Source organism: Aeromicrobium ginsengisoli, assembly GCF_004134905.2.
Lineage (GTDB): Bacteria > Actinomycetota > Actinomycetes > Propionibacteriales > Nocardioidaceae > Aeromicrobium > Aeromicrobium ginsengisoli.
The window spans coordinates 219,660-246,077 of sequence record NZ_SDPQ02000001.1 but is presented as its reverse complement, the minus strand read 5'-3'; the positions used below and the strand labels follow the sequence as shown (position 1 = coordinate 246,077).

Here is a 26,418-nt window from a genome sequence, read left to right as displayed (position 1 = left end):
CCGTGTCAGACCAAGCAGCTCGTCGTGAGCGACGCATCTCCGCGTTGATCGCGCTGACCGCCGTGTGCGGCGTTGCCGCGCTCATCGTCTCGGCCGCCCTGCTCGCGAAGTCACCCTCGTCCGCCCCACGCGCGCAGCCGACGCCCACGACGACGATGGCGCCGGTCAAGCCCGTCTCCGAGCCCGTCGCACCTCAGCCCGAGCCGTCGGGGGAGCGCATCGCGGCGTCGTGGCTCACCACCACTTCACGGCAGACCGGCATCGGCACGGTGGCGCTCGAGGCGTACGCACTGGCGTCCGTACGCCTCGAGCGTGAGCAGCCGAAGTGCCATGTCGGCTGGACCACGTTGGCGGGCATCGGCGCGATCGAGTCAGGCCACGGCACCAATGGCGGCACCCGGCTTCGTGCCGACGGCACGACGACCCGCCCCATCGTCGGGCCGGCGCTCGACGGGTCGGCCGGCACAGCACGCATCCCGTCCGACGAGCAGTCCGAGCGATGGCACGGCGACACCGAGTGGGACCACGCGGTGGGGCCGATGCAGTTCATCCCGTCGACCTGGCGCACATGGGGCTCGGACGGCAACCACGACGGCACCGCCGACCCCAACAACATCATCGACGCGGCCTACGCAGCCGGGCGCTACCTGTGCGCCTCGGGTCGCGACCTCCAAACGGGCGAGGGCTGGACTCAGGCGATCTTCTCCTACAACCACTCCGAGGACTACGTGCGCAGCGTCGTCGCTCGCGCCAACTCGTACATCAAGCCGTGAGGTTGGAGGCGGGCGGGGGCCGTCTCCTGGATTGGTGCTCGGTCCCCGCCCGCTGACGTCGTGGCTGTGTGCTCAACCAGACGTTCTGTCATCCCGTACCCGACGATCCAGTGCCCAACCGTGCCTCAACCGAAACGTCGAGGTCACGCCGCGTCTGGCCTGACCGGGATAGGGTTGGGGTATGTCCGAACAGCAGCACAAGAGCACCCGCAAGGCGAGCGAGCCCGAGGCGCAGGCCGACACCACCGAGGTCGACGCCGAGCGCAAGGAAAAGCTCGATGACGACGTCGACTCGATCCTCGACGAGATTGACGACGTGCTCGAGGAGAACGCCGAGGAGTTCGTCCGCAGCTTCGTGCAGAAGGGCGGACAGTGATGCTGCCTGATGGCACTCGACTGTCCGAAACCTCGTCCTTCGCCGACTACCTCTCCGTCAGAGCTCCCGAGCTGCTGCCGGCTGCCCGCGTGACCGACGCCGGCAGCCTCGCGGGCGTCACCCACGGCACCACGATCGTCGCCGCGACGTTCGACGGTGGCGTCGTGATGGCCGGCGACCGGCGCGCGACGATGGGCAACGTCATCGCGCAACGCGACATCCAGAAGGTCTTCCCGACCGATGAGTACTCGTGCGTCGGCATCGCCGGCACGGCCGGGCTCGCCGTCGAGATGACCCGGCTGTTCCAGGTCGAGCTCGAGCACTACGAGAAGATCGAGGGCACGGTGCTGTCGACCGACGGCAAGGCCAACCGCCTCGCCGCGCTGATCCGCAACAACCTCGGCATGGCCATGCAGGGCCTCGCCGTGGTGCCGCTCTTCGCCGCCTACGATCTCGACGCCGGTGTCGGGCGCATCTTCGCCTTCGACGTCACCGGCAACCGCAACGAGGAGCGAGCGTTCCACTCCGTCGGATCCGGCTCCACGTTCGCGCGCGGCTCGCTCAAGAAGCTCTACCGCGAAGGCATGAGCGAGACCGACGCCGTGACCGCCGCGATCCAGGCTCTGTATGACGCCGCTGACGACGACACCGCGACGGGTGGCCCCGACCTGGCCCGTCGCATCTTCCCGATGGTCGGTGCGATCACCGCCAACGGCTACCGCGCCTATTCCGAAGACGAGACGGCAGCGATCGCCGACCAGGTCATCGCCGCCCGCATGGGCCGCCCAGACGGCCCCTCGGCCCCCCTGACGTGAGAGGACCGACCCGATGACGCAACCGTTCTACGTCTCGCCCGAGCAGCTGATGAAGGATCGGGCGGACTTCGCCCGCAAGGGAATCTCCCGGGGCCGCAGCGTGGCCGTGGTCCTCTACGACGACGGCATCCTGTTCGTCGCGGAGAACCCGTCCCAGGCCCTGCACAAGATCAGCGAGATCTACGACCGCATCGGCTTCGCCGCGGTCGGCCGCTACAACGAGTTCGAGAACCTGCGCATCGCCGGCGTACGCCTGGCCGATCTGCGCGGCTACTCCTACGACCGTCGTGACGTCACGGCGCGCGGACTCGCCAACGCGTACGCGCAGACGCTCGGCACGATCTTCTCCTCGGGCGGCGAGAAGCCCTACGAGGTCGAGATCTTCGTCGGCGAGCTCGGCGACGAACCGGCGCAGGACCAGATCTATCGACTGATGTACGACGGCTCAGTCGCCGACATCCAGGGCTTCGGCGTGATGGGCGGGCAGAGCGAGCTCGTGGAGACCTATCTCGGCGAGCACTACCGGCCCGGCCTGACGCTCGCTGAGGCGATTCGCGTTGCCGTCACGGCTCTGGGCCAGGACACGACACCGCCGCGCAGCGTCGAGTCGTCGGCGCTCGAGATCGCCGTCCTGACCCGTTCGCGCACCCAGCCGCGCAAGTTCCGCCGGCTCAGGGACGCCGACGTCGTGGCCGCGCTGGAGAGCTGAACGACTGGCGCATTCGCGTCACGTACACGAGCTCCGATCGAGGTGATCCACCTCACCTGTGTCGAAGTGGAAACCGCACTCCGGTTGTGCTTGGATAAGTGGAGACACTATCCGCATAACCCTGGAGTCCTTCATGACCGCCTCGACGATGCTCGAAGCCGACTGAGGCCTGACGATGTCCATCACCGCCTGGCACTCGCCATTCACGACCCCGAACCCTGCTCGACAGAGCGGTGTGGCGGAGCGAAGTCCTGCGGTACGAAATCGGCTACGGATCCATCCCGGCGTGCGCGAGGTCGTGCTGCTCGCAGCCCTGTGGTTCGGCTACAGCGCGAGCCGGCTGCTGGCCGACAAGGATCTCGGCATCGCTCGTCGTCGCGCCGCTGACATCCTCGACGTCGAGCGCTTCCTGCACATCAACCTCGAGTCGTCGATCAACTCGGCACTCTCAGCCGTGCCGTCGATCGCGGTGCCGATGTCGTTCTGGTACGCCTCACTGCACTATCTCGTGACGCCCGCCGTGCTGGCGTTCATCTTCTGGAAGCACCGCAGCGACTATCGCCGGGCGCGCAACGGACTCGTCATCGGCTCGGCGATCGGCCTGGCGGCGTACGTGCTGATCCCGACGGCTCCGCCACGCCTGATGGGTGGCTACGTCGACACGCTCGCGCAGTCGGCCGGGTACGGCTGGTGGTCAGGTCACGCCTCGGCACCGGCAGGTCTGGGCGGGCTGACCAACGAGCTCGCCGCGATGCCGTCACTGCACGTCGGCTGGACCGTCTGGGTGGCCTGGGCCATGTGGCGCTACGTCAAGCGCACCGGCCACATCGTCTCCCTGCTCTACGTCGCGGGCACGACTCTCGTGGTCATCGCGACCGGCAACCACTGGGTGCTCGACGCCATGGCCGGCGCCGCCGTGGTCGGGATCGGCATCGCCATCGCGACCCGACTGTCGCCCGTCCCATCACCGGAACCTGCTGAGCCGACGCCGTCATGGTGACGTCGCTGCTGGGATTCGTCTTCGCCCTTGCGGAGTCGGGCCTCGGCCTCGGCGCGATCCTGCCCGGGGAGGTGGCGATCTCGAGCCTGGCCACCAACGTCGATGGCGTGCTGCCGTTGCTGTTCCTCGGCATCGCCGTCGCGCTCGGCGCCAGCGCAGGTGACCACCTCGGCTATGTCATCGGGCGACTCAGCGGCCCTCGGCTGCGCAGCTCGCGGCTGATCGCCCGGCTCGGTCTCGACCGCTGGGACCGGGCATCGGAGCTCATGCAGGCGCACGGCTTCTGGGCGATCCTGGTGAGCCGGCTGCTGCCGTTCGTCCGCACCGTCATGCCGGCGGTCGCCGGTGCCGCACACCTGCGCTATCCGCGTTTTGCCCTGGCATCCGTGCTGGGCGCAGTCGCGTGGTCGAGCGTCTGGGTCGGGGCCGGAGCCGGACTCGCCGCGAGCGGACTGCTCAACAACACCCCGCTCGTCGTCGCCACGGTGGCGGGCGCGATCGTCGCCGCGGTCGCGATCAGGGTCGTGCGCAAGCGCCGCCGGCCTGCCGTGCCCGCCGATCCAAGTGCCCTCGAGGCGCTCGGTGAGCGGGTTCCCGAGCCAACCTGCGTCGGCTGACTCGTCGCGCTACAAGTCGATGACCTTCGCGCGCCGCACCGCGGCGGCTGGCGCGCGCGACTAGGCTGACGTCATGGACCGGCGGATCTTCGGTATCGAGAACGAGTACGGCGTCACGTGCTCGTTCAAGGGCCAGCGCCGGCTGTCGCCCGACGAGGTCGCTCGCTACCTGTTCCGCCGCGTCGTCTCGTGGGGCCGCAGCAGCAACGTCTTCCTGCGCAACGGCGCCCGTCTCTACCTCGACGTCGGCAGCCACCCGGAGTACGCGACGCCCGAGTGCGACGATCTCGTCGACCTGGTGACGCACGACCGGGCAGGGGAGCGCATCCTCGAGGGCCTCATGATCGACGCCCAGAAGCGGCTCGCCGATGACGGCGTCGAGGGCGACATCTACCTGTTCAAGAACAACACCGACTCGGCCGGCAACTCCTACGGCTGCCACGAGAACTACCTCGTCAGCCGGCAGGGTGAGTTCAGCCGCCTGGCCGACGTCCTGATCCCGTTCCTGGTGTCGCGCCAGATCATCTGCGGGGCCGGCAAGATCCAGCAGACGCCGCGCGGCACGATCTTCTCGGTCAGCCAGCGCGCCGAGCACATCTGGGAGGGCGTGTCGAGCGCCACGACCCGGTCACGGCCCATCATCAACACCCGCGACGAGCCGCACGCCGACGCCGAGCGCTTCCGCCGCCTGCACGTCATCGTCGGCGACTCCAACATGAGCGAGACCACGACGTTGCTCAAGGTCGCGACGACCGATCTGGTGCTTCGGATGATCGAGGGCGGCGTGTCGATGCGCGACATGACGCTCGACAACCCGATCCGCGCCATCCGTGAGATCGCCCACGACATGACGGGCCGGCGCAAGGTGCAGCTGGCCAACGGCCGCGAGCTGTCGGCGCTGGAGATCCAGGCCGAATACTTCGGCAAGGCCGCCGAGTTCGTCGACAAGCACGGCCTGCACACGCCGACGATCACCCGGGCCCTCGATCTCTGGGAGCGTACGCTCAAGGCCGTCGAGTCCGAGGACCTGTCGCTCGTCGAGCGCGAGATCGACTGGGTCATCAAGTACAAGCTGCTCGACCGCTACCGCAACGTCCACGGGCTCAGCTGGGGTGATCCACGCATCGCCCAGCTCGACCTCGCCTATCACGACATCCGGCGCGACCGCGGCATCTTCTATCTGCTCGAGAAGAAGGGCGCCGTCGCCCGCGTCACGAACGACCTCGACGTGTTCGCCGCCAAGTCCATACCGCCCCAGACCACCCGGGCGCGCCTGCGCGGCGACTTCATCAAGAGGGCCCAGGAACGCCGTCGTGACTTCACGGTCGACTGGGTCCATCTCAAGCTCAACGACCAGGCGCAACGCACCGTGTTGTGCAAGGACCCCTTCAGGTCGCACGACGAGCGAGTGCAGCGGCTGATCGACGGGATGTGACGACGGACGGCTTGTCCGCTGTCGTTAGGATGGCCGACGATCTGTTTTCCCACCGCGAAGGTCGTTCCCGTGCGTCGAATTCTCCTGGCAGCTGTTGTTGCCTCCAGCCTCGTTCTCGCTGGATGCGGTGGTAGCAGCGACTCCGGCGGCGGAGGTCTCGACGACATCAAGGTCAGCTCGGCCAAGACCCCCAAGCTCACGGTGGACAAGGGCTTCAAGGTCAAGAAGACGACGACCAAGGTGCTCAAGGAGGGCGGCGGCGACAAGGTGGTCTCCGGCGACTCGCTGAAGATCAGCCTCGCGGGCGTCAACGGCACGACCGGCAAGCAGTTCGACAGCACCTACGCCAGCGGGAAGCCCGTCACGTTCACCGTCTCCGACGGCGGTGTGCTGCCCGGGTTCGTCAAGGGACTCGTGGGCCAGAAGGTCGGCAGCCGCATCCTCGTGGCGATCCCGCCCAAGGACGGCTTCGGCGACGCGGGCCAGCCCTCCTACAACATCAAGAAGAGCGACACGATGGTGTTCCTCTTCGACATCGTCGCCAAGGTGCCCACCGAGGTCACCGGCACGAGCAAGAAGCTGCCTTCTGACCTGCCGGCGCTCAAGCTCGATGCCGACAAGCACCCCGTCAGCTTCGTCAAGACCAAGACGATGGACAAGAAGAAGACCAAGGAGAGCGCTGACGTCGTGATCCAGGGCAAGGGCGCCAAGGTCAAGTCGGGCCAGACCCTCACGGTCCAGTACGTCGGTCAGGTCTACCCGACCGGAACCGTGTTCGACGAGTCGTGGTCCAAGCAGCCCGCGTCCTTCCAGATCGGTGGCGAGGGCCTCATCAAGTGCTGGAATGACACGCTCATCGGCCAGAACGTCGGCAGCCGGGTCGTCATCGTCTGCCCGTCCGACACCGCCTATGGTGACAAGCCGCCGGCCAACAGCAAGATCGGCAAGGGCGACACGCTGATCTTCGCGGTCGACTTGCTCGACGCTTCCTGACATCCTCCTGACATGGCCGAACGCAAGACCGAGAGGTTGATGAACCTCATCTTCGCGTTGCTGGTCAGTCGCCAGTACCTCACGAAGGACCAGATCCGCGAGTCGATCGCCGACTACCGCGACTCGACGCCCCAGGCGTTCGACCGCAAGTTCGAGCGCGACAAGGAGGAGCTGCGCGAGCTCGGCATCACCGTCGAGATGGGCCAGAACGACAAGTACTTCAACGACGAGCCCGGTTATCGCATCCGCAGGGACGAGGCCGAGCTGCCCGATCTCGAGCTGACGCGCGAGGAGGCGGCGGTGATCGGGCTCGCGACGCAGGTCTGGGAGCACGCCGGCCTCGCAAGCGAGTCGACGACGGCTCTGGTCAAGCTCAAGGCCATCGGTGTCGACGTCGACACGAGTGTGCTGCGCATGGCCGAGCCCAAGCTGTCGACCGACGAGCCGTCGTTCGACAGCATGTGGGAGGCCGTCACGCGACGCATCCCGGTCTCGTTCGTGTATGCGCGACCCGGCCGCGAGCCGATGGAGCGCCACCTCTGCCCTTGGGGCATCATCTCGTGGCACGACCGCTGGTATGTCGGGGGATTCGACCTCGATCGCGAGGAGGTCCGCATCTTCCGGCTCTCGCGCGTCGTCGGCGAGGTCGAGACGATCGGTGCGCCCGGGTCCTACGAGGTACCTGAGGACGTCGACATGAAGGACATCGCCCGTGAGCTGTTCCCGCCGGCGTCCGACATCGCGGCGGTGCTGCGCATCCGCGCCGGCCGCGGGCAGTCGCTCCGTCGGCTCGCCGAGAAGGTCACGCCGTTGAGCGACGACCTCGACGAGGTGGAGATCCGCTACTCATCGCGCTGGGAGCTCGCTTCCGAGGTGGCGTCCTACGGCCCTGACGTGGTCGTGCTGTCACCCCCGGACGTACGCGAAGCCGTGATCGAGCGGCTCAAGGCAGCGGCGCACGGCAGCCTGGGGGCTCCCACGTGAGCCGTTCCAGGCAGCAAGTCGTACGGATGCTGGCGCTGGTGCCCTATCTGCAGGGCAACGACGGCATCCCCGTCAACGAGGTCGCCGCCGAGTTCGGCGTCAGCCCTCGGGTCATCCGCGATGACCTCCGTCTGCTGATGTACACCGGCACGGGGGAGTACGCCGGCGAGCTCATCGACTTCGACCTCACGGCCTTGGAGGAGGACGGCGTCGTCCACATCCGCGACGCCGAGTTCATGACGCGTCCGCTGCGCATCAGTGCGCGTGAGGGGGTGGCGCTGATCGTCGCGCTTCGCACGCTGCGCGCCTCCGCGAGCGGCTCGGAGCTCACGGTGATCGACAGCGCGCTGGCCAAGCTCGAGAGCGCGGTCGGCGACAGTGCCGCTGCGCCCGTGGACGTCGTCGTCGACCAGGTCGATCCCGCGATCCACTCGTCGATCGTGCACGCCCTGGCCAACGGCAAGCGCCTGCAGCTGACCTATGCGACGGTCGCGCGGGACGAGCAGTCCGTACGCGCCGTCGACCCACGCCGCCTGTTCACCGAGCAGGGCAAGCTCTACCTCGAGGCGTGGTGCCTCCGGGCCGAGGACCTGCGGTTCTTCCGGCTCGACCGCGTCATCGATGCGCAGGTCACCGAGGTCGACGCCGAGGACCACGACGTCCAGGAGCGCGACCTCTCCGACGGCATCTTCACGGTCGGCGAGGCAACCCCGTACGCGTTGGTCGACCTGCATCCGCGAGCGCACTGGCTGACGGAGTACTACCAGGTCGACCTGCTCGAGCAGAGCGACGACAACGTCTGGCGCGCCAAGCTCTACGGCGCCGACTGGGCCTGGCTGCGGCGCCTGGTGCTCCGCAACGCCGGATCCGTGACGGTCATCGAACCCCAAGAATTGGCCAATGAAGTGTCCAGTCACGCTTTACGCGCACTACGCGCGTATGATGATGAGTGAACCGTCCCCCAAGGAGTAGCCATGTTCCGCCAGATCGGCCCCACTGAGATCCTCGTCGTGCTCGGAGTCGTGCTGCTGCTGTTCGGCGGCAAGAAGCTCCCCGAGCTCGCCCGCGGTTCCGGCAAGGCGCTCCGCATCTTCAAGACCGAGGTCAAGGCGCTGCACGACGACGATGACGACGAGGTCAAGCCGGCGTCGCTCGAGACCGTGCAGGCTGTCGAGCCGGACAAGAAGCCCGAACAGGCCTGACGCTTGGCGCTTCGGCGCGGCAGTGCCACTCCACCCGGTGGCACCATGCCGCTGGTCGGCCATCTCCGCGAGCTGCGTCGGCGACTGGTCATTGGCGTGCTCGCCATCGTGGTGGGCACGATCGTCGGCTGGATCATCTATCCGCAGGCTTTCGACTTCCTCAAGCAGCCGTACGTCGACGGCATCAAGCCGCTCCTCGAACGCAAAGGATTCCAGGCTGACCTCGTCCTGAACGGGGGAGTGGGCAGCGCGTTCAGCTTCCGGCTCAAGCTGGCCCTGAGCATCGGGCTCGTGATCTCCAGCCCGGTGTGGATCTGGCAGATCTGGGGATTCATCCTTCCCGCGCTGCACCGCAACGAGAAGCGCTGGGCCTTCCTGCTGACAGCCACCGGCGCACCGCTGTTCGCCGGTGGCGTCGCGGTCGGCTACCTCGTGCTGCCCAAGGGCATCCAGGTGCTCATCAGCTTCGCGCCGGAGTCGGTCGACGTGCTGCTGTCGCTCGAGGACTATCTCAACTTCGTCATCCGCACCGTGCTGGTCTTCGGCGTAGCCGCCGAGATCCCGCTCGTCGTGGTCATGCTCAACCGGCTGGGGCTGGTCAGCGCGCGACAGCTCGCGCGGGCACGGCCGTGGACGATCATCGGGATCTTCATCTTCGCGGCAGTCGCCACCCCCAGCACCGATCCACTGACGATGCTGTTCCTCGCGGCGCCGATGACGGTTCTCTATCTCATCTCCGAGGTCATCGCGAAGCTGACGGATCGCAAGCGGGCCAAGGCGGCCCCGGATGAGCTCGCCGACGACCAAGTGTCCTCGCTCGACGAGGACTAGCCTCTACGCTTCTCGCATGCACTACGCGCTCGTCGTCAACCCGACCTCCGGCAAGCGCCGCGGGGAGGCCATCGCGGCGCAGGCGGCAGAACGCCTGGGGCACGCAGGACACGTGACGACCCGCATCCAGGGCGAGGACGCGTCAACCGCCCGTGACCAGCTCAAACAGGCGATCGACAGCGGTCTTGACGGGGTGATCGTCGTCGGGGGAGACGGGGCCCTGCACGGGGTGCTCGACCATGTCGCCGACTCCGACCTCGCCTTCGGCCTGATCCCCGCGGGCACGGGCAACGACACCGCCCGGTCGCTGGGCATCCCGGTCAAGGACGTCGATGCGGCGGTCGACCTGATCGTCGCCGGGCACGTCCGTACGGTCGATCTGGCCCGCACCGGCGAGGCGTACGTCGCCACGGTGATCGCGTCGGGCTTCGACTCCAAGGTCAACGAGCGCGCCAACGCCATGACCTGGCCGCGCGGCAACATGCGATACAACCTCGCGATCCTCGCGGAGCTGCGCAAGTTCGAGCCGCTGGCGTTCACCCTGACGCTCGACGGCCGCACGATCGAGCGCGAGGCGATGCTCGTCGCGGTCGGCAACGGCCCGTCGTTCGGCGGCGGCATCCGCATCTGCGAGGGTGCCTCGATGGACGACGGCCTGCTCGACGTCGTGGTCATCAACCCGGTCAGCAAGTCCAAGCTCATCCGGGTGTTCCCCAAGCTCTACAAGGGCACGCACGTCACGATGCCCGAGTTCGAGCGTCATCTGGTCCGCGAGGTGACGCTCTCGTCGCCCGGCATCGTGGCGTACGGCGACGGCGAACGCCTGGGCCCGCTGCCCATGACGACGACCGTGCAACCCCGTGCGTTGCGCGTCTTCGCTCCGCCCGCGCCGTGACCGATGGATCACCCCGCCCCGCGTAGTCTGGACATATGACCTCCCCGGCCGAGAAGTACGCCCATTCCCGCGCCGCCCGGGCCTATCCCCACTTGGCCGCCTTCCGCGGTCACTACGCGTTCGACCTCGACGACTTCCAGGTCGAGGCGTGCAAGGTGGTCGAGGACGGGCACGGGGTGCTGGTCGCGGCGCCGACCGGATCGGGCAAGACGATCGTCGGCGAGTTCGCGGTGCACGTGGCCCTCGAGACCGGTCGCAAGTGCTTCTACACGACGCCGATCAAGGCGTTGTCCAACCAGAAGTACGCCGACCTCGTCGCCCGTCACGGTGCTGAGAACGTTGGTCTGCTGACCGGCGACAACACGATCAACGGTGAGGCACCCGTCGTCGTGATGACGACCGAGGTGCTGCGCAACATGCTCTATGCCGGATCGCGCACGCTCGACACGCTCGGCTACGTCGTGATGGACGAGGTGCACTACCTCGCCGACCGCATGCGTGGCGCCGTGTGGGAGGAAGTCATCATCCACCTGCCGGAGTCCGTTTCGGTCATCTCGCTGTCGGCGACGGTCTCCAACGCCGAGGAGTTCGGCGACTGGCTCACCGAGGTCCGCGGCGACACCGTGACGATCGTCGAGGAGCGGCGCCCCGTGCCGCTGCACCAGCACGTGCTCGTCGGCCGCAAGATGTTCCCGCTGTTCGAGTCCAGCGCCGATGACGAGGGCGTCGAGGTCAACCAGGCGCTGACCCGCATCGCCCGCGACGACTGGCAGTTCACCCGTATGCACAAGGGGCGGCCGGGCAAGGGCGGCAAGCGGCCACGCAGCCGACATCGGACGGCGAGCCGGGTCGAGGTCGTCGAGCGGCTCGATGCCGAGGGGCTCCTGCCGGCGATCTGCTTCATCTTCAGCCGCGTCGGCTGCGACGCGGCGGTCAAGCAGTGCCTCGACGCTCGGCTGACCCTCACGACACCTGAGGAGCAGGCCGAGATCGGCGCCCTCGTCGACGCCACGTGCGCGCACCTGCCCGAGGACGACCTGCACGTGCTGGGCTACTACGAGTTCCGTGACGCGCTGGTGCGCGGCATCGCCTCGCACCACGCCGGCATGCTGCCGACGTTCAAGGAGTGCGTCGAGCTGCTGTTCAGCGACGGCCTGGTCAAGATCATCTTCGCCACCGAGACGCTGGCGCTCGGCATCAACATGCCGGCCCGCTCGGTCGTGATCGAGAAGCTGTCGAAGTGGAACGGCGAGACGCACGCCAACATCACGCCGGGGGAGTACACCCAGCTGACCGGTCGCGCCGGTCGCCGTGGCATCGACGTCGAGGGGCACGGCGTCGTGCTCTGGCAACCGGGGCTCGACCCCAAGCAGGTCGCCGGGCTCGCCAGCACACGAACGTACCCGCTCAACTCGTCGTTCCAGCCGTCCTACAACATGGCGGTCAACCTCGTCGGACAGGTCGGCCGCACGATCGCCCGCGAGCTGCTGGAGCAGTCGTTCGCGCAGTTCCAGGCCGACCGGGCAGTCGTCGGGCTCGCCACGCAGATCCGACGGGCCGACGAGGCGCTCGAGGGCTATCGCGAGCAGGTCGAGTGCGACAAGGGCGACTTCATGGAGTACGCAGCACTGCGCCGCGAGCTCAGCGACATCGAGGCGTCAGGCTCCAAGGCGCGTCGGGCCGCCGACCGCCAGGACGTCATGGAGTCCCTCGTGAAGCTCAAGCCCGGCGATGTCATCAACGTGCCGGTCGGCCGATGGGCCGGCATCGCGGTGGTGCTCGATCCGGGTCGTACGACCGACACCGACGGGCCGCGGCCGATGGTGCTGACCGCCAACCGGCACGCGCGCCGGCTCGCGATGGTCGACTTCAACACTCCGGTCGCGCCCATCACGACGATGCGCATCCCCAAGTCCTTCAACGCCCGCAATCCGCAGTCACGCCGAGACCTGGCGTCGCAGCTGCGCAACCGCGCCGAGGGCGTCGCCTGGCGGCAGGACAAGCCCTACCGCGAGAACATCTCGCGCGAGGACCCACGCATCGCCGCGATCCGCGACAAGCTGCGCAACCACCCGTGCCACAGCTGTCCCGACCGCGAGAAGCACGCCCGTTGGGCCGAGCGCTACTTCAAGCTCGAGCGCGACACGTCCAACCAGCGCGGCCGCATCGAGTCCCGCACCAACACCGTCGCGCGACAGTTCGACCGGGTCTGCGAGGTGCTCGACGTGCTCGGCTACCTCGATGGCGACCAGGTCACTGACGACGGCAAACGCCTGCAGCGCCTCTACAGCGAGCTCGACCTGCTCGTCAGCGAGTGCCTGCGCGGGAACGTGTGGAACGGCCTCGAAGCGGCTGAGTTCGCCGCGGTCGTGAGCGGCCTGACCTACGAGTCGCGCAACGCCGATGAGGCGCCGACGCCGCGCTATCCGACCGAGGCCGTGCGCACGGTCGCAGACACCATGACCAACCTCTGCACCGAGCTGCAGCAGCTCGAGCGGGAGCACCGGGTGAGGTTCCTGCACCAGCCCGACTTCGGGTTCGCGCACGCGGTGTGGCAGTGGAGCATGGGCGCATCGCTCGACGACGTGCTGGGCCAGATGGACCTCGCGGCGGGTGACTTCGTGCGCGCGATGAAGCAGCTGATCGACGTCGTGGCGCAGATCGCCGACGCCGCCGGACCCGGCCCGCTGCGGGACACCGCCCGCGAGTCGCTCGACCTGCTCCGCCGCGGCGTCGTCGCCTACACCAGCGTCACGAGCTAGCCATTCGGTCAGCAGGGATCTCAATCAGCGAGCAGGGCGGTCAGGGCTCGGTCGGTGGCGCCACCGAGACCCCACGTCTCGCCGAACTCCCGGAACGCCTCTTCCTGCACGGGCGCCGTCAGCACCTCGAAGTCGCAGGCATCGCGCTTGACCGCCACGACCGTACGTGCGGCGGCGATGTAGTCGCCCGAGTCGAGCAGCGACTGGCGTACGCGGGGCTTGATCGACGACCACCGGTCCTGCGCCGCGGCAAGGATGCCATCGATGTCGCCGAACTCCTTGAGCAGCACTGCCGCGGTCTTGTCGCCGATGCCGGCGACGCCCGGGAGGCCGTCGGACGCGTCACCCCGCATGACCGCGAAGTCGACGTACTGCGACGCGTCGATGCCGTACTTGGCCCGGATCCAGGCGTTGTCGACGATGTCGTGGTTGGAGACCCCACGAGCGACGTAGAGCACGCGTACGTCACGGTCGTCGTCGACGAGCTGGAACAGGTCGCGGTCGCCGGTCACGATGTCGACGGGTCCGTCCCACGTCGAGGCGAACGTGCCGATGATGTCGTCGGCCTCGGCGTCGGGTGCGCCGACGACAGGGATGCCCAGCAGCGCGAACGCCTCGGCGATCAGCGGGACCTGGGGACCCAGCAGGCCGCCGGTCGTGTCGGCCTCGCCGCCTTCGACGTCGAGGCGCTGCGTCTTGTAGGACGGGATGAGGTCGACCCGCCATTGCGGCCGCCAGTCGTCGTCCCAGCAGGCGACGATCGCCTCAGGCTGGTACTTCGTCGTCAGCGTCGAGGTGAAGTCGAGGATGCCGCGCAGGGCGTTGACGACGGTCCCGTCCGGGGACTTCAAGGAGTCGGGGACGCCGAAGAACGCCCGGAAGTACAGACTCGCGCTGTCGAGGAGCAGCAGTCGACCGTGTGCCATGCAGCCGAGCCTAGTGCGACGTGTCGCTCAGCCGGCGGTGCTGTCGCCCTCTTCGAGCTCGCGTCGCTGCCGCTCGGTGATCTCGCGCTGCTTCTCCCGGTACGTCCGACGCTGCTCCTCGGCGCGCTCGCGCAGCCCGCGCAGGAACGCCTCGTCGTCCTCGGGGTTCGCCGCGACGGCGCGCCCGGGACGGTCGTACTCGGGGAATGACGGATGACCCTGATTGCCCTTGTAGGGCATCGACGCCGTCGGGTTCGCCTCGGGCCGACCGGCCACGAGCCACGCGATCGAGCCGATGAGGGGGAAGAAGAGCACGAGGATGAGCCACCAGATCTTGCTCAGGTTGCGGCACGCGTACTCATCGGTCGAGATGACATCGAGCAGGCAGAAGATCCACAGGCCCAGGACGACCAGTCCCAACACTCCGTCCATCAGCAGCACGGCGTCTCCTCCCATTCAGCGCTCGCCACATCATGGCAGCCAGAGCTCGCGCGTTGGGGTGGAATGCAGAGATCGGCGCCACCACCCGGTCAGGTGATGGCGCCGATCCGCCGAGCCGGTCAGCGTACGAGCTGCGGCTCCTTGGCCGAGGCCCTGGACTTGCCTGCCTTGCCCTTGAGGCTGCCGTCGGGGAACAGGCCCGTCTTCGACATCGTCAACACGGCTGTCGCATGCGCCGCGGCATCGCCGAGCTCTTGCAACGCGGTCGTGTTGAGGTTGGAGATGTCGTCGCACGCCGCGTGATAGCACGCGTCGTACGGCTCACCGGCCGTGCCGCCGTAGACGGCGGCCTCCTCAGGCGTCTTGACGCCCTCGGCGCCACTGAACAGGCCACCGGCCGGGATGCCGGCATCGATGAACGGTCCGTAGTCGGACCGGCCGTCGAAGTCCGTCGGCTCGGATGCCAGGTTCTTCGCGCCGAAGTAGTCGGTGAAGACGTCCTCGATCGCATCCGAACCGGCCGGCCCGGCGTCGCCCCCGGCGGATCCGTCACCGTCATAGACGAAGCGGACGTAGTTGGGCGAACCGAGCATGTCGAAGTTGAGGTTGGCGTAGATCTTCGACAGCTCGGTGTCCGACAGCGAGGTGACGTAGTGCTCGGAGCCGAGCAGGCCGGCCTCCTCAGCACCCCAGAACGCGAACCGCACCGGGCGTTCGAGCTTCTTGGTCAGCTTGAGCGCCGACATCTGCTCGGCGATCTCGAGGATCGCCGCCGAGCCGGAGCCGTTGTCGTTGATGCCGGGCCCTGCAGCGACGCTGTCGAGGTGAGCGCCCACGACGACGACCTGGTCGGCGTTGGTCTTCTTGAGCTCCTTCGCCGGCAGGTCGGCGATGACGTTCTCGGTCTCGCGGTTGAGGTCGGTCTCGGTCCTGGTCGTCACCCTCGCCGTGACCCCGTCCTCAGCGAGCGCTGCGCCGTCCTCGTAGGAGACGCCGACGACCGGGATGTCGATCGGGTCACCCAGCGTGCCGGTGAGCAGCTCGTCGCGCCCCGGCTGTCCCTCGTTGAACATGATGACGGCGTCATAGCCGGCCGCCGCCGCGTTGACGGCCTTCTCCCCGAACGTGCACGTACCGCGCTGGATCAGAGCGATCGCCGGCTCAGCGGGGGCGGGGGCGAAGTCCGAGGCCTCGCAGCCCGACGTGCTGCTCGGCTCGGCCGCGGGCGGAATCATGACGTCGTTGGTCGGGATGACCGGCCCGGTCACGTCGCCCGTTCCGGAGTAGTCCATCGTGTGCGTTTCGACCTCGCGCTCGGTCGGGGTCAGCTGGGTCAGCGTCGCGGGCTCCAGCTCCCGGGTGAACGGGAAGGTGAACTTCTGCCGCTTCACCGTGTAGCCGGCCTGCTTGAGCTTCTTGGAGACGTAGTCGGCCGACTCGGTGTGGCCGGGCAGTCCGGACGCTCGCGTGCCCTCGTTGCGGTTGGCGATGACCTGCAGCTGGCGCAGGTGCTGGACGATGCCGTTGACCGTGACGGCCTTGGTGAGCTTGCTGGTGTCGACAGGTTTCGGCGTATGGCTTGTGGCCGTGGCCGGACCCGCGACGAGAAGGCTGGCCGTCATGGTGACGGCAGCGATGGATGGCAGGAGTCTGCGCATCTGTGATCCCCCGATCGTGAGTTGGTTTCCTCACAGTAGGTCGGGTCATGAGGGCTGTCACGTGTGGTTGCGGCGTGCACGGACTATGCCCGAGGGCACCGCAGGTATCGTCTTCTCGTGAGCAGATGGCGCAAGGCACAACAACTGGCCGCTTCGCAGGGCATCGACGCCCTCCTCATCACGCCGGGAGCGGATCTTCGCTACCTGACCGGCTACGTCGCACTGCCCCTCGAGCGGCTCACGTGCCTGGTCCTGCCGGCCGACGGTGACCCGACCCTCGTCGTCCCGACCCTCGAGAAGCCTGCGGCCATCGCCTCGGGTGTCGACATGCACATCGAGTCGTGGAACGAGACCGATGACCCGTACGCACTGGTCGCCACGCTGGTCGGCGATGCCGCCACGATCAGCGTTGACGACCACATGTGGGCCTCGCGGGTCTTCGCGTTCCGCGAGACGTTCCCGCAGGCGCGACAGGTGCTCGGCGGTGAGCTCGTCCAGCAGCTGCGCATCCGCAAGGATGCCGACGAGGTCGACGCGCTGCGCGAGGCCGGCCTGGCGATCGACCGGGTGCACTCCCGCATGGGCGAGTGGCTGCGCCCCGGCCGCACCGAGCGTGAGGTCGGCGCCGACATCGCCCGCGCGATCCTCGACGAGGGCCACGAGACCGTCGACTTCGTCATCGTCGGCTCCGGGCCCAACGGGGCGTCGCCGCACCACGAGGTCTCCGACCGCGTCATCGAGCACGGCGATCCCGTCGTCATCGACATCGGCGGCACCACTCCGGCCGGCTACTGCTCCGACTCGACGCGCAACTACCTCGCCGGTGGCACGGCCCCGGCCGCGTACGCCGAGGCGTACGCGGTGCTCGAGGCGGCTCAGCGGATACAACGCGAGCACGCCGGTCCAGGCGTCACCGCAGAGTCCATTGACGCGGTCGGTCGCGCCGTGATCGCCGACGCAGGCTATGGCGACCTGTTCATCCACCGCACCGGGCACGGCATCGGGCAGGAGACGCACGAGGAGCCCTACATCGTCGAGGGCAACGATCTGGTGCTCGAGGAAGGCATGGCGTTCTCGATCGAGCCCGGGATCTACTTCGACGGCCGCTTCGGCGCCCGCATCGAGGACATCGCCGTGTGCACCGCCGACGGACTCGAGGTGCTCAACAACACGCCGCGCGGGCTCGTCGTCCTGTGACGCCGAGCTGGGTGCTGCCGCGGCTTCTCGTTGCCAGCGCTTCGGCACCCGGCTCGAGGGCACTGACGCCAGCTGTCGGCGGTCGGGTCGCTTGGCCCGCGGCCATCGCCCTGGGCGTGTTGTCCTCGTTCAACTTCGACCCGGTCAACCTGCCGTTCGCCATGGTCGTGGCGATGGCCGGACTGATGTGGCTGGCGCACGCGCTGAGGGACGCCCGCAAACGTACGGTCATGGTCACCGGCGCGCTCTACGGCGTGTCGTTCATGGGGCCGCTGATCTGGTGGATGAACGCGGTCAGCCATGGTGCGTACGTCGGACTGGTGCTCGCCGAGACCCTGTTCTACCTGCCGATCATGCTGGCCCTCCGGGCTGCGGCGCGGTTGCGCTGGTGGCCGCTGTGGTGCGCCGCCGTATGGGTGCTGGGCGAGTGGGCTCGAGGCCGCTTCCCGTTCACCGGGTTCCCGTGGGGCCGGCTGGCGCACACCTCGATCGACACGCCCTTCGAGGCGTACGCCCGGCTGGTCGCCATGCCGGGCCTGAGCGCGGTGCTGATGCTCGTCGCCAGCCTGCTGGTCGTGCTGGTCACCTCCGCCGCGTGGCGTTCACGGGCCGTCTCCGTCGCCGGCGTCGTGGCGTTCGCTGGCGTCGGAGCGATCCTGCCGACCGGCATCGCCGGCGCCGACGGCACGCGGCAGGTCGCCCTGGTGCAGGGCAACGTGCCCGGCGTGTTCCTGACCTGGCCGCTCGGCGAGATCTTCACCCTGCACGTCGAGGAGACGACCAAGCTCGCCGAGCAGATCGAGGCCGGCAAGGTGCCGCAGCCCGACATGGTGCTCTGGCCCGAGAACGCGACGGATGTCGACCCGTACTACAACGAGTCCGTCCGCGACCAGATCCAGGCGCTCTCGGCTCGCCTGAAGGCGCCGATCCTCGTCGGCGGCATCTTCGACGGGCCGACCGCCACCACGGCGTACAACCAGGGCGTGGTCTGGACGGCGAACGGGCCGGGGGAGCGCTACGTCAAGCTGAAGCCGGTGCCGTTCGGCGAGTACGTCCCGTGGCGCAAGGAGGCGGGCTTCTTCGTCAACCGCCTCGCCCGGGACATCCCGCGCGACATGCTGGCCGGCCACGAGCCCGGTGCGCTGCGCATCGGCGACACGTTGATCGGCGACACGATCTGCTACGACATCGCGTACGACAGCGTCACACGTCGAGCGGTCGACGGTGGGGCGCAGATGATCGTCGTCCAGACCAGCAACGCCGCGTTCACCAACACCTCGCAGCCCGAGCAGCAGTGGGACATCTCGCGCCTCCGTGCGATCGAGACCGGCCGCTGGGTCGTCGTGCCGTCGACCAACGGCATCAGCGGCGTCGTCGACCCGCACGGGCACAGCGTCGAGCGTGCGCCGATGCACGAGCCGGCGTTCCTGAGCGCCAAGGTCACTCTCGCGTCCGGCAAGACTCCGGCACTGATCATCGGCGCACCGCTGGAGTACGTACTGGTCGTCCTGGGTCTGGGAGCATGGTGGTTCGGCACTCGACGAAGGACACCTGAAGGCGTGAGCGAATCCACCGAGGCGCGGGCATGACGCGCACTCTGGTCGTCATCCCGACCTACAACGAGGCCGACAACGTCGCCTGGATCGTCGAGCAGCTGCACCTCGCGCAGCCCGGCGTCGACGTGTTGATCGCCGACGACGGCTCGCCCGACGGCACCGGCGAGATCGCCGATGCATTGGCCTCCAGCGATCCGCGCGTCAACGTGATGCATCGCAGCGGCAAGCAAGGACTCGGATCGGCATACCGGGCCGGTTTCGCCTGGGGCATCGAGCGCGACTATGACGTGCTGGTCGAGATGGACGCCGACGGCTCGCATCGTCCCGAGGACCTCGGCAAGCTGCTAGCCGCGAGCGACGCGGGCGCCGACCTGGTGCTCGGCTCGCGGTGGGTCGACGGCGGGGGAGTCGTCAACTGGCCCTGGCACCGGCGGTTCATCTCCCGCGGCGGCACGTTCTATGCCCGATTGATGCTCGGCATCCCGGTCAAGGACGCCACCGGGGGATACCGCGCCTTCCGCCGGCAGACGCTCGAGAAGCTGCCGCTCGACGAAGTGGCCTCGCAAGGCTATTGCTTCCAGATCGACATGGCGCGCCGCGTGCTGGCGACCGGCATGACGATCGTCGAGGTGCCCATCACGTTCGTCGAGCGTGAGCGGGGCGAGTCCAAGATGAGCGGTGGGATCGTCCGCGAAGCGCTCTGGCGTGTGACGGTGTGGGGCGTCCAGCGGCTGCTCTCGAAGCCGGCGCGGCTGCGGAGGTCTTCCCCTCGCTGAGTCTTGGGCTTGGCCGATGGGTCAGCGCGAGGAGGCTTCGGTGGCTGGACTCCGACCGAGGAATGTGGAGCGGACGCGAGGATTTGAACCTCGACCCATTCCCTGGAAGGGAAGCGTGCTGCAACTACACCACGTCCGCGAAGCCAGCCTCTGTCGAGACCGACCAGTTCGTAAGTATGAACCACCTCGAGGACTCTTCAGGCGGCAGGGTGTCGGCGGACGGTGGGATGGTTGGGACCATCGAGGCGAGGAGTGACTGGAGATGACCGAAGTCCACGACGTACGGCCCGCGGTTCGTCTCCGGACCGTCGAAGACGGGGACATCGAGGTCTTCTTCGACCACCAGGCGGATCCCCAAGCGGTCGAGATGGCAGCGTTTCCTGCCCGCGACAGGGAGCAGGTCGCAGCGCACTGGGCGAAGCTCCGCAGAGACGACACCCTCTGGACGCGGACGATCGTCGCCGACGGCGTGGTGGCGGGCAACATCGGCAGCTGGCCAGACAACGGTCAGCAGCTGCTCGGCTACTGGATCGGACGCGAGTTCTGGGGCCGCGGGATCGCGACACAGGCACTCGCCCTGATGCTGGACGAAGTGTCAGTCCGACCGTTGTGCGCCCACGTCGTGGCGCACAACGTCGGTTCGATCCGTGTCCTCGAGAAGTGCGGGTTTCGCCGCGATCACTCGCAGGAGGCGAACGCGCCGGCGTCCGACGACGGCATCGAGGAACTCATCTACGTGCTGAGCGTCTAGGGTCCGCAGAACCCCTGCCTGAAGCCAGGCCGAGAGTGAATATCAGGAGAAATCAGTTCTTTTGCTGGTCGAGGTGTCGAATCGGGCCTCGCCCTTTCGTGGTCTTGGCAGAGGCGCCCATCACGGTCGCGCCAGTCAGAAGCGAATCAAGGAGGAATCATGTCACTCTCGGTGCTTGATATGTCGGTCTCGCTGGACGGCTTTGTCGCCGATGCCCACGACTACCTTGGTGGTGAGGATGGCGAGCGGCTCCACGCGTGGGCCGAGTCGCAGGATCCGTCACGACCGGTGAAGCAGTTCGAGGACGAGTGGAATGCAGCTGGAGCGATCCTCGCCGGCCGCCGGACTGCCGAACTCATGGACCACTGGGGTGGTTCACACGGCGGGCTTCCCATCTTCGTGCCCAGCCATCGCCCGCCCCCTCCGGCTGCCCGCTGGGGCTACCCCTTGGTCACCTACGTCTCCGATGGCATCGAGAGCGCCATGGCACAGGCGAAGGCTGCCGCCGCCGACAAGAATGTCCAGGTCCGCGGCGCCAACGTCGCACAGCGAGCCCTCGAGGCCGGTGTTCTCGACGAGATCCAGATCCACCAGATCCCGGTCCTCCTGGGCGAAGGTCGCCGCCTCTTCGACGTCTTGCCCGGGCTCATCGAGCTCGAGATCCGCCACGTGATCGACACCCCCGAGGCGACCCACATCCGGTACGGCGTCCGCCACTGAGCTGGTGCGTCACGCATGCCTGCCGACCCGAAGGGTGCACCACGCCCGGCATGAGCGGCGCTCCGCGATGGGCGCTTGGCTGCATTGTCGTCAGCCAGACTGCGCTCGCGCAGCGGACAGACTCGCTGGTCGCGATTGCGCATGGTGTCGCCGGGCGTGTGCGTTTGTGACTATTGCTGCCGTGACGCCGGCGAGCGTACCGTCGAGGCGGGGCACCTTCGAGAATCGGAGCGGACCGTGGCAGACGCACATCGCACTGACACAACACCGTCGAGAGCGCAGCTGGCCCTCGGCCTGGGGAGCGCCGCAGTCGTGGCCAATGTCGTCGGCATGTTCATCAGCGGCGACGACGACTCAAACGGCTGGATCTGGATCGTGATGGGCCTGCTGGCTCTCGCGGCCGTCGTGGTGGGTCTCATGGATGGGCGCGGGAGGCCAGCCGGACGAGCCTTGGTCGGCACAATCCTGGGTGGCCTGATCCTCCTGGAGTTCTTCCTTTTCGTGATATTCGCCTGACCCGGCGCCGAGGAAGCTGAGCTTGAGGAGCGCGCGTGCCCGTATGCCGGTGAGGCGTTCAAACTCGCGGTCGGGTACGTGACAGCGGTGGACGGCGTCTTGGGCTGCTTCGCAGATTGGAAGATCGACTACGTCCCGTCCGACCACCTCCTGAAGCTCGCGTGATGGTTGGCTGGCGATCAGGAGGCCAGTAGCACCAGTGCGCTGGCCGGGAGGTCGTACGAGCCGTCGTCGCGGCGGTACTGGGCGATGAAGTCCGCCGCCGTCGTACGGGCGGAAGCAAGCTGCTGGGGCGAGGCGCTCTTGAGGGCGGCCGCGATCGGGGGCGCAAGCACGCGGACCATGTCGAACAACTCGTCCGCGGAAGCGTACCGGCGGCTGTAGGAGACGACCTCGACCGAGACGTCGCCGAACCCGGCCTCGCGAGCGAGCTTCTCGAGCTGGTCGGGGTCCCCGAGTGAGAAGGGGCCGCCGGGCTCGGTCGGCATGGGTCCGTTGAGCAGGCCGGTCATCATCGTGGCGAACCCGACACTGACCATCCACGGGTTGTTGTCGGGTGTGCCCCAGACCGCTGCCGCGAGCCGGCCACCGGGCCGCAGGACGCGGCGGATCTCGCGCAGCGCTTCGACCGGCTCCGGGACGAACATCAGGCCCATCCGGCACACCACCACGTCGTAGGCCGCGGGTGGCCCTGCGATCGCGGCGGCATCGATGGTCGCCACGCTGGCATTGGGCACGTCCGTGAGCCGTTGCTCCAGCACCCGAACGAACGCCGGCGCGACATCGCTGGCGACCAGCGACCCCTCCGGCCCGACCAGGTCGGCCAAGTGGGCGCCGAGGTGCCCTGTGCCCGCGCTGAGCTCAAGCACGTTCTCGCCCGGCGCGATCGCGGCGGCGGCGAGCAGGGCCCTGGTCACGGTCGCGCTGGTCTCCTCGATGCCTGCGGAGTGGGCCTCCCAAGAAGCCGCCACGCTGGACCAGTCGGATGCCGTCATGTCAATCACCTACACTTTCGATGTGGTGTTACTACGTTCAATACAGCGATGGTGTATCTAATGAATGAATCTGTCAAGAGGCCCTACGACGCGACCCGACGTCGAGCCCAGGCTCGCGAGACCCAGCGCGCGATATTGCGCGCAGCGCACGACCTGTTCGTCGAGCAGGGATACGGGCGCACCACCATCGCGCAGGTCGCTGAGCGCGCGGGTGTCTCGTCCGAGACGATCTATGCCACCTTCAAGAACAAGCCGACCCTGCTGCACCGCACCTGGGACGTGACTGTCGGCGGTGACGACGAGGAGGTCGTCTTCCACGAACGGCCCGAGGTGATGGCGATACGGGCCGAGCCCGACCTGGCCGCACGGTTCATGATGCACGCGAGGTTCTCCACGGCGACCGCACGTCGGATGACGCCGTTCGTCAGGTCGGTGCTTGGCGCCGCTGCCAGTGAGGCAAGCGCCGCCCAGATGGCGGCCGAGATGGACGGACAGCGCCTGGCGGGACTGACCGTGATGGCGCGCGAAGCCGCGGCAACCGGGCAGCTCAAGGTCACTGAGGAGGAGTGCCGCGACCTGATCTGGGCGATGACCGACGGGCACCTTTGGCACCAGCTGGTGGTCGAGCGCGGCTGGAGCGACGAGCAGTACGCCGACTGGTTGGGCCGGACGTGGGTCAACCTGCTCGTGCAGGACCCGGTCCAGCCCCGGGGGTAGTCGGCCCACCGATCTTGCGGATGGAGCTGTTGCTGCTTGTCACCGCGACGAGTTGGAAAGGCGGGCCAGCGGGGGACGAGAAAGACCCCGGCCGGAGCCGGGGTCCTTGGTCGTGCCGGAGACGTGAGTCTCAGGCGCTCTTCTTGGTGGTGCTCTTCTTCGCGGCACTCTTCTTGGCGGGCCGGTGGAGATGCGGCGGACCGATCTCCCCACCACGGAGCAGCTCGAGCCGCTCAGTGAGGATCTCCTCGAGCTCGGCCTCGGAGCGACGCTCGAGCAGCATGTCCCAGTGTGTGCGGATCGGCTTCTCGGCCTTGCCCTCAGGCTTGACTCCGTTGGCGAGCTGACCGATCTGTCCGGTCTTGGGGTCTTCCCACTCGAACGGGATCTCCGCCTCGTCCGCCATCGTCACCGTGAACGTGTGCCCGTCGGGGCATACGTACTCGACCTGCTGACGGGGAGCCATTTCCACGCCGCGCTCGTCCTCGAAGCTCTGTGTCCCGAGCCGAGCACCTCGCAATGCACGTTCAGCCATGTGCGTCCCCTCTCGTGTTGCTTACCTCTTACAACGTAAATGACGCACATGAGATTCCCCTAAACGCGAAGGTGTACTCGTCAGCGGGGTCACACGATTGCGGGAGCCTGATTTCCGGCCTCGACGATGCCTTGTCGCGCGTCGAGCTTCCACAGGAGTGCGCCACCGACGACGAAGAAGATGATGAGGGCCAGGATCGCCGGCCGGTAGGAGTCGGTCAGCTGATGTACGACGCCGAAGACGAGCGTGCCGAGCCAGCTGGTGCCGCGTTCGCACGCCTGATAGAGGCTGAAGTACTCCGCCTCACGGCCACGCGGGATGAGCTGGGAGAAGAACGCACGCGACAGTGCCTGCGTGCCGCCCAGGACGAGTCCGATCGCCACCGCGAGCACCAGGAACGGGACGATCTGCTCAGCCGGCAGGAAGTAACCGAAGCAGACGACGAGGATCCAGACGCCGAGGCCGTACAGGATCGTGCGATGGCTGCCGATGCGCGCGGCGAGCCGGCCGAACACGAGCGCGCCGACCACGCCGACGAACTGCACGATCAGGATCGTCGCGATGAGGGTGCTGGTCTCGAACCCCAGCTGCTTGTCCCCATAGACCGACGCCGAGTAGATCACGGTCTGGATGCCGTCGTTGTAGAACAGGTAGGCCACGAGAAACAGCAGCGTCTGCGGATAGTTGCGGAGCTCGCGCAGCGTACGGAAGAGCTGGCCGAAGCTGCGCTGCATCAACGACGTGCCCTCCACGGGGACCACGCCGCGAGGCGCCCGGTCCTTGATGCCGCGATAGGGGATCAGCGTGAAGTACGCCCACCAGATCGCGGCGGACAGCAGGCTGATGCGCACCGCCATCTCCGTCGACAGGCCGAACGGCTTGACCGTGACGAGCGCGAGGTTGACCGCCAGCAAGAGGCCGCCGCCGAGATATCCCAGCGCCCAGCCGCGTGACGAGATCCGATCGCGTTCGTCGGGCTCGGCGATCTCGATCAGGATCGCGTCGTAGACCACGATCGACGAGGCGTAGAAGAGGTTGGCCACGACGAGCAGGCCGGCCCCGAGCTGCCAGTTCGTGCCGGTGACGAAGAACATCAGCGCGGCGACCGCCGCACCCGACCAGGCGAGACCGGCCATCAGGGTCTTCTTGGACTCCACGCGGTCGGCGATCGCACCGACGATCGGCAGCACGAACGCCGAGATGACGGTCGCCAGCGTGACGACGTAGAACACCAACGAACCGGCCGACACCGACAGCCCGAGCACCGAGAGGTGCTCGACGCACTTGCGGTCGTCATCGCCGACGAACCCGCAGGCGGCCCGCTCGGCCACGCTCGTCAAATAGGGAGCGTAGAGCACCGTGCCGATCGTCGTGATGTACGCCGAGTTGGCCCAGTCGTAGAAGAACCACGCCCTCTGCTCCGGATTGGCCTTGACCTTGGTCATGACGGGTCCCTCCACGTGCCTCGGGCGGTCAGTACGTCCTTGAGGACGTCGGTGCGGTCGGTGATGATGCCGTCGACGCCGAGGTCCAGCAGGGCGCGCATCTCGTCGGCGTCGTCGATCGTCCAGGCGTGGACCTGCAGACCGAGCGCGTGAGCCTTGCGGACCAGTCGTGGCGTGATGACCCGGAGCCCGCGAAATGACGCCGGCACTTGAAGGCACGCGGCCTTGGGCCTGAGCAACCAGCGGGGGAGCAGCTTGAGGGCGGCGACCTCACGCCTGGAAGCGGAGGTGGCCACGCGCGGCAGGCGCCGGCGGATGCGCGCCAGCCGGGAGTGGGAGAACGACGACAGGCACGTACGGTCGACGGCGCCTTGGGCCTCGACGATCGCGCAGGTTGCCTCCACGGCGTCGTCGGACTTCACGTCGATGTTGAGCCGGGCATCGGGGAACGCCTCGTAGAGCGCCTCGAGGCGGGCGAACGGCTCGCGCTCGTCGAGCCGCTGCAGGTCGAGCGCCTCCGCAGTGAGCGTGGCCACCGGATCGGCGCTGCCGGTCAGCCGATCGAGCGCAGCGTCGTGGATCGCGTACACGACCCCGTCGGAGGACATGCGGACGTCGGTCTCGAGATAGCGGTAGCCCAAGTCGTACGCGTGGGCGAATGCGGCGAGGGAGTTCTCGATGCCCACGTTGCCCGCAGTCCCGGCGCCGCCGCGGTGCGCGAACGCCAGAGGAGGGGCGTCGAGGAAACCGGTCACGCGCTCAAACTAAGCCCTCCCGGGGCCACCCGCATCGA

Annotated in this window: 29 protein-coding genes and 1 tRNA gene; 21 read left to right on the top strand and 9 right to left on the bottom strand. The window is 67.8% G+C overall.

Annotation, left to right across the window (positions count from 1 at the left end; genetic code table 11):
* Positions 1-2: 2 nt before the first annotated feature.
* The 14 genes from ESP70_RS01370 to ESP70_RS01305 all read left to right on the top strand — a co-directional run bounded on the left by ESP70_RS01370 (position 3) and on the right by ESP70_RS01305 (position 13,392).
* Positions 3-773, top strand: coding sequence for a lytic transglycosylase domain-containing protein (locus ESP70_RS01370; RefSeq protein WP_149687591.1), 771 nt, complete (start codon positions 3-5; stop codon positions 771-773).
* 181 nt (positions 774-954) lie between these two features.
* Complete coding sequence (locus tag ESP70_RS01365; protein ID WP_056213795.1) at positions 955-1,149, top strand: ubiquitin-like protein Pup; 195 nt, start codon at positions 955-957, stop codon at positions 1,147-1,149.
* Entirely contained in the window at positions 1,149-1,964 is an 816-nt protein-coding gene (gene prcB, locus ESP70_RS01360; protein WP_149688521.1) for a proteasome subunit beta, read from the top strand. The genes ESP70_RS01365 and prcB overlap by 1 nt, the downstream gene beginning before the upstream one ends.
* Positions 1,965-1,977: 13 nt before the next feature.
* Positions 1,978-2,673 (top strand): proteasome subunit alpha, encoded by a 696-nt coding sequence (prcA, locus tag ESP70_RS01355; RefSeq protein ID WP_149687590.1) that lies wholly within the window; start codon positions 1,978-1,980, stop codon positions 2,671-2,673.
* Between the two features lie 286 nt (positions 2,674-2,959).
* Complete coding sequence (locus ESP70_RS01350) at positions 2,960-3,673, top strand: phosphatase PAP2 family protein (protein WP_188110431.1); 714 nt, start codon at positions 2,960-2,962, stop codon at positions 3,671-3,673.
* Positions 3,667-4,290 (top strand): DedA family protein, encoded by a 624-nt coding sequence (locus tag ESP70_RS01345; RefSeq protein ID WP_149687588.1) that lies wholly within the window; start codon positions 3,667-3,669, stop codon positions 4,288-4,290. The genes ESP70_RS01350 and ESP70_RS01345 overlap by 7 nt, the downstream gene beginning before the upstream one ends.
* 73 nt (positions 4,291-4,363) lie before the next feature.
* A complete protein-coding gene (gene pafA, locus ESP70_RS01340; protein ID WP_149687587.1) occupies positions 4,364-5,725 on the top strand; it encodes a Pup--protein ligase in 1,362 nt (453 codons plus the stop codon).
* A gap of 69 nt (positions 5,726-5,794) precedes the next feature.
* Positions 5,795-6,718 carry an FKBP-type peptidyl-prolyl cis-trans isomerase gene (locus tag ESP70_RS01335; RefSeq protein WP_149687586.1) on the top strand — a complete coding sequence of 308 codons (924 nt, stop codon included), beginning with the start codon at positions 5,795-5,797 and terminating at the stop codon, positions 6,716-6,718.
* A 12-nt stretch (positions 6,719-6,730) separates the two neighbouring features.
* Positions 6,731-7,702 (top strand): helix-turn-helix transcriptional regulator, encoded by a 972-nt coding sequence (locus tag ESP70_RS01330; RefSeq protein ID WP_149687585.1) that lies wholly within the window; start codon positions 6,731-6,733, stop codon positions 7,700-7,702.
* Positions 7,699-8,655 carry a helix-turn-helix transcriptional regulator gene (locus ESP70_RS01325; protein WP_149687584.1) on the top strand — a complete coding sequence of 319 codons (957 nt, stop codon included), beginning with the start codon at positions 7,699-7,701 and terminating at the stop codon, positions 8,653-8,655. Before ESP70_RS01330 ends, ESP70_RS01325 begins: the two co-directional genes overlap by 4 nt.
* Before the next feature lie 21 nt (positions 8,656-8,676).
* On the top strand, positions 8,677-8,904 hold the full coding sequence (tatA, locus tag ESP70_RS01320; RefSeq protein ID WP_056213825.1) for a twin-arginine translocase TatA/TatE family subunit: 228 nt from the start codon (positions 8,677-8,679) through the stop codon (positions 8,902-8,904).
* Between the two features lie 45 nt (positions 8,905-8,949).
* The gene (gene tatC / locus ESP70_RS01315) at positions 8,950-9,735 is read left to right on the top strand and encodes a twin-arginine translocase subunit TatC (protein WP_149687583.1); all 786 of its coding nucleotides are present in this window, start codon (positions 8,950-8,952) and stop codon (positions 9,733-9,735) included.
* A gap of 16 nt (positions 9,736-9,751) precedes the next feature.
* Positions 9,752-10,630, top strand: coding sequence for a diacylglycerol kinase (locus ESP70_RS01310; RefSeq protein WP_149687582.1), 879 nt, complete (start codon positions 9,752-9,754; stop codon positions 10,628-10,630).
* A gap of 35 nt (positions 10,631-10,665) precedes the next feature.
* The gene (locus ESP70_RS01305) at positions 10,666-13,392 is read left to right on the top strand and encodes a DEAD/DEAH box helicase (RefSeq protein ID WP_149687581.1); all 2,727 of its coding nucleotides are present in this window, start codon (positions 10,666-10,668) and stop codon (positions 13,390-13,392) included.
* 20 nt (positions 13,393-13,412) lie between these two features.
* On the opposite strand, the gene ESP70_RS01300 is transcribed toward ESP70_RS01305, so the two are convergent.
* The 3 genes from ESP70_RS01300 to ESP70_RS01290 all read right to left on the bottom strand — a co-directional run bounded on the left by ESP70_RS01300 (position 13,413) and on the right by ESP70_RS01290 (position 16,417).
* Entirely contained in the window at positions 13,413-14,318 is a 906-nt protein-coding gene (locus tag ESP70_RS01300) for a 5'-3' exonuclease (RefSeq protein WP_188110430.1), read from the bottom strand.
* Positions 14,319-14,345: 27 nt separating this feature from the next.
* Positions 14,346-14,750 carry a PLD nuclease N-terminal domain-containing protein gene (locus ESP70_RS01295; RefSeq protein ID WP_149688519.1) on the bottom strand — a complete coding sequence of 135 codons (405 nt, stop codon included), beginning with the start codon at positions 14,748-14,750 and terminating at the stop codon, positions 14,346-14,348.
* A gap of 128 nt (positions 14,751-14,878) precedes the next feature.
* Positions 14,879-16,417: a M28 family peptidase gene (locus tag ESP70_RS01290; RefSeq protein WP_149687580.1), complete on the bottom strand. Its 1,539-nt coding sequence runs from the start codon at positions 16,415-16,417 to the stop codon at positions 14,879-14,881.
* Between the two features lie 117 nt (positions 16,418-16,534).
* Between ESP70_RS01290 and ESP70_RS01285 the strand changes: the two genes are divergently transcribed.
* The 3 genes from ESP70_RS01285 (at position 16,535) to ESP70_RS01275 (ending at position 19,946) form a co-directional block, all read left to right on the top strand.
* Entirely contained in the window at positions 16,535-17,614 is a 1,080-nt protein-coding gene (locus tag ESP70_RS01285) for a M24 family metallopeptidase (RefSeq protein ID WP_149687579.1), read from the top strand.
* 116 nt (positions 17,615-17,730) lie between these two features.
* Entirely contained in the window at positions 17,731-19,203 is a 1,473-nt protein-coding gene (gene lnt / locus ESP70_RS01280; RefSeq protein ID WP_149687578.1) for an apolipoprotein N-acyltransferase, read from the top strand.
* Complete coding sequence (locus tag ESP70_RS01275) at positions 19,200-19,946, top strand: polyprenol monophosphomannose synthase (protein ID WP_149687577.1); 747 nt, start codon at positions 19,200-19,202, stop codon at positions 19,944-19,946. Before lnt ends, ESP70_RS01275 begins: the two co-directional genes overlap by 4 nt.
* Positions 19,947-20,011: 65 nt before the next feature.
* On the opposite strand, the gene ESP70_RS01270 is transcribed toward ESP70_RS01275, so the two are convergent.
* Both ESP70_RS01270 and ESP70_RS19930 read right to left on the bottom strand, forming a co-directional pair.
* A tRNA-Gly gene (locus tag ESP70_RS01270) sits at positions 20,012-20,085 on the bottom strand.
* Positions 20,071-20,289, bottom strand: a complete 219-nt coding sequence (locus ESP70_RS19930) for a hypothetical protein (protein ID WP_188110535.1) — start codon at positions 20,287-20,289, stop codon at positions 20,071-20,073. Before ESP70_RS19930 ends, ESP70_RS01270 begins: the two co-directional genes overlap by 15 nt.
* Between ESP70_RS19930 and ESP70_RS01265 the strand changes: the two genes are divergently transcribed.
* From ESP70_RS01265 to ESP70_RS01255, 3 genes are all read left to right on the top strand, one after another.
* Positions 20,209-20,697, top strand: a complete 489-nt coding sequence (locus tag ESP70_RS01265) for a GNAT family N-acetyltransferase (protein ID WP_149687576.1) — start codon at positions 20,209-20,211, stop codon at positions 20,695-20,697. The two genes, ESP70_RS19930 and ESP70_RS01265, sit on opposite strands and share 81 nt — an antisense overlap.
* Before the next feature lie 159 nt (positions 20,698-20,856).
* Positions 20,857-21,417: a dihydrofolate reductase family protein gene (locus tag ESP70_RS01260; protein ID WP_149687575.1), complete on the top strand. Its 561-nt coding sequence runs from the start codon at positions 20,857-20,859 to the stop codon at positions 21,415-21,417.
* 312 nt (positions 21,418-21,729) lie between these two features.
* Positions 21,730-21,933, top strand: coding sequence for a hypothetical protein (locus tag ESP70_RS01255; RefSeq protein ID WP_149687574.1), 204 nt, complete (start codon positions 21,730-21,732; stop codon positions 21,931-21,933).
* A 179-nt stretch (positions 21,934-22,112) separates the two neighbouring features.
* On the opposite strand, the gene ESP70_RS01250 is transcribed toward ESP70_RS01255, so the two are convergent.
* Positions 22,113-22,928, bottom strand: a complete 816-nt coding sequence (locus ESP70_RS01250) for a class I SAM-dependent methyltransferase (RefSeq protein WP_149687573.1) — start codon at positions 22,926-22,928, stop codon at positions 22,113-22,115.
* 60 nt (positions 22,929-22,988) lie between these two features.
* On the opposite strand from ESP70_RS01250, the gene ESP70_RS01245 reads away from it, so the two are divergent.
* Positions 22,989-23,645 carry a TetR/AcrR family transcriptional regulator gene (locus ESP70_RS01245; protein WP_149687572.1) on the top strand — a complete coding sequence of 219 codons (657 nt, stop codon included), beginning with the start codon at positions 22,989-22,991 and terminating at the stop codon, positions 23,643-23,645.
* Between the two features lie 130 nt (positions 23,646-23,775).
* Here the strand turns inward: ESP70_RS01245 and ESP70_RS01240 are convergent, their stop codons facing one another.
* The 3 genes from ESP70_RS01240 to ESP70_RS01230 all read right to left on the bottom strand — a co-directional run bounded on the left by ESP70_RS01240 (position 23,776) and on the right by ESP70_RS01230 (position 26,380).
* Positions 23,776-24,180: an RNA polymerase-binding protein RbpA gene (locus ESP70_RS01240; RefSeq protein ID WP_056213854.1), complete on the bottom strand. Its 405-nt coding sequence runs from the start codon at positions 24,178-24,180 to the stop codon at positions 23,776-23,778.
* An 89-nt stretch (positions 24,181-24,269) separates the two neighbouring features.
* Positions 24,270-25,625: an MFS transporter gene (locus ESP70_RS01235; protein ID WP_149687571.1), complete on the bottom strand. Its 1,356-nt coding sequence runs from the start codon at positions 25,623-25,625 to the stop codon at positions 24,270-24,272.
* Positions 25,622-26,380, bottom strand: coding sequence for a glycerophosphodiester phosphodiesterase family protein (locus ESP70_RS01230; RefSeq protein ID WP_149687570.1), 759 nt, complete (start codon positions 26,378-26,380; stop codon positions 25,622-25,624). Before ESP70_RS01230 ends, ESP70_RS01235 begins: the two co-directional genes overlap by 4 nt.
* Positions 26,381-26,418 lie beyond the last annotated feature (38 nt).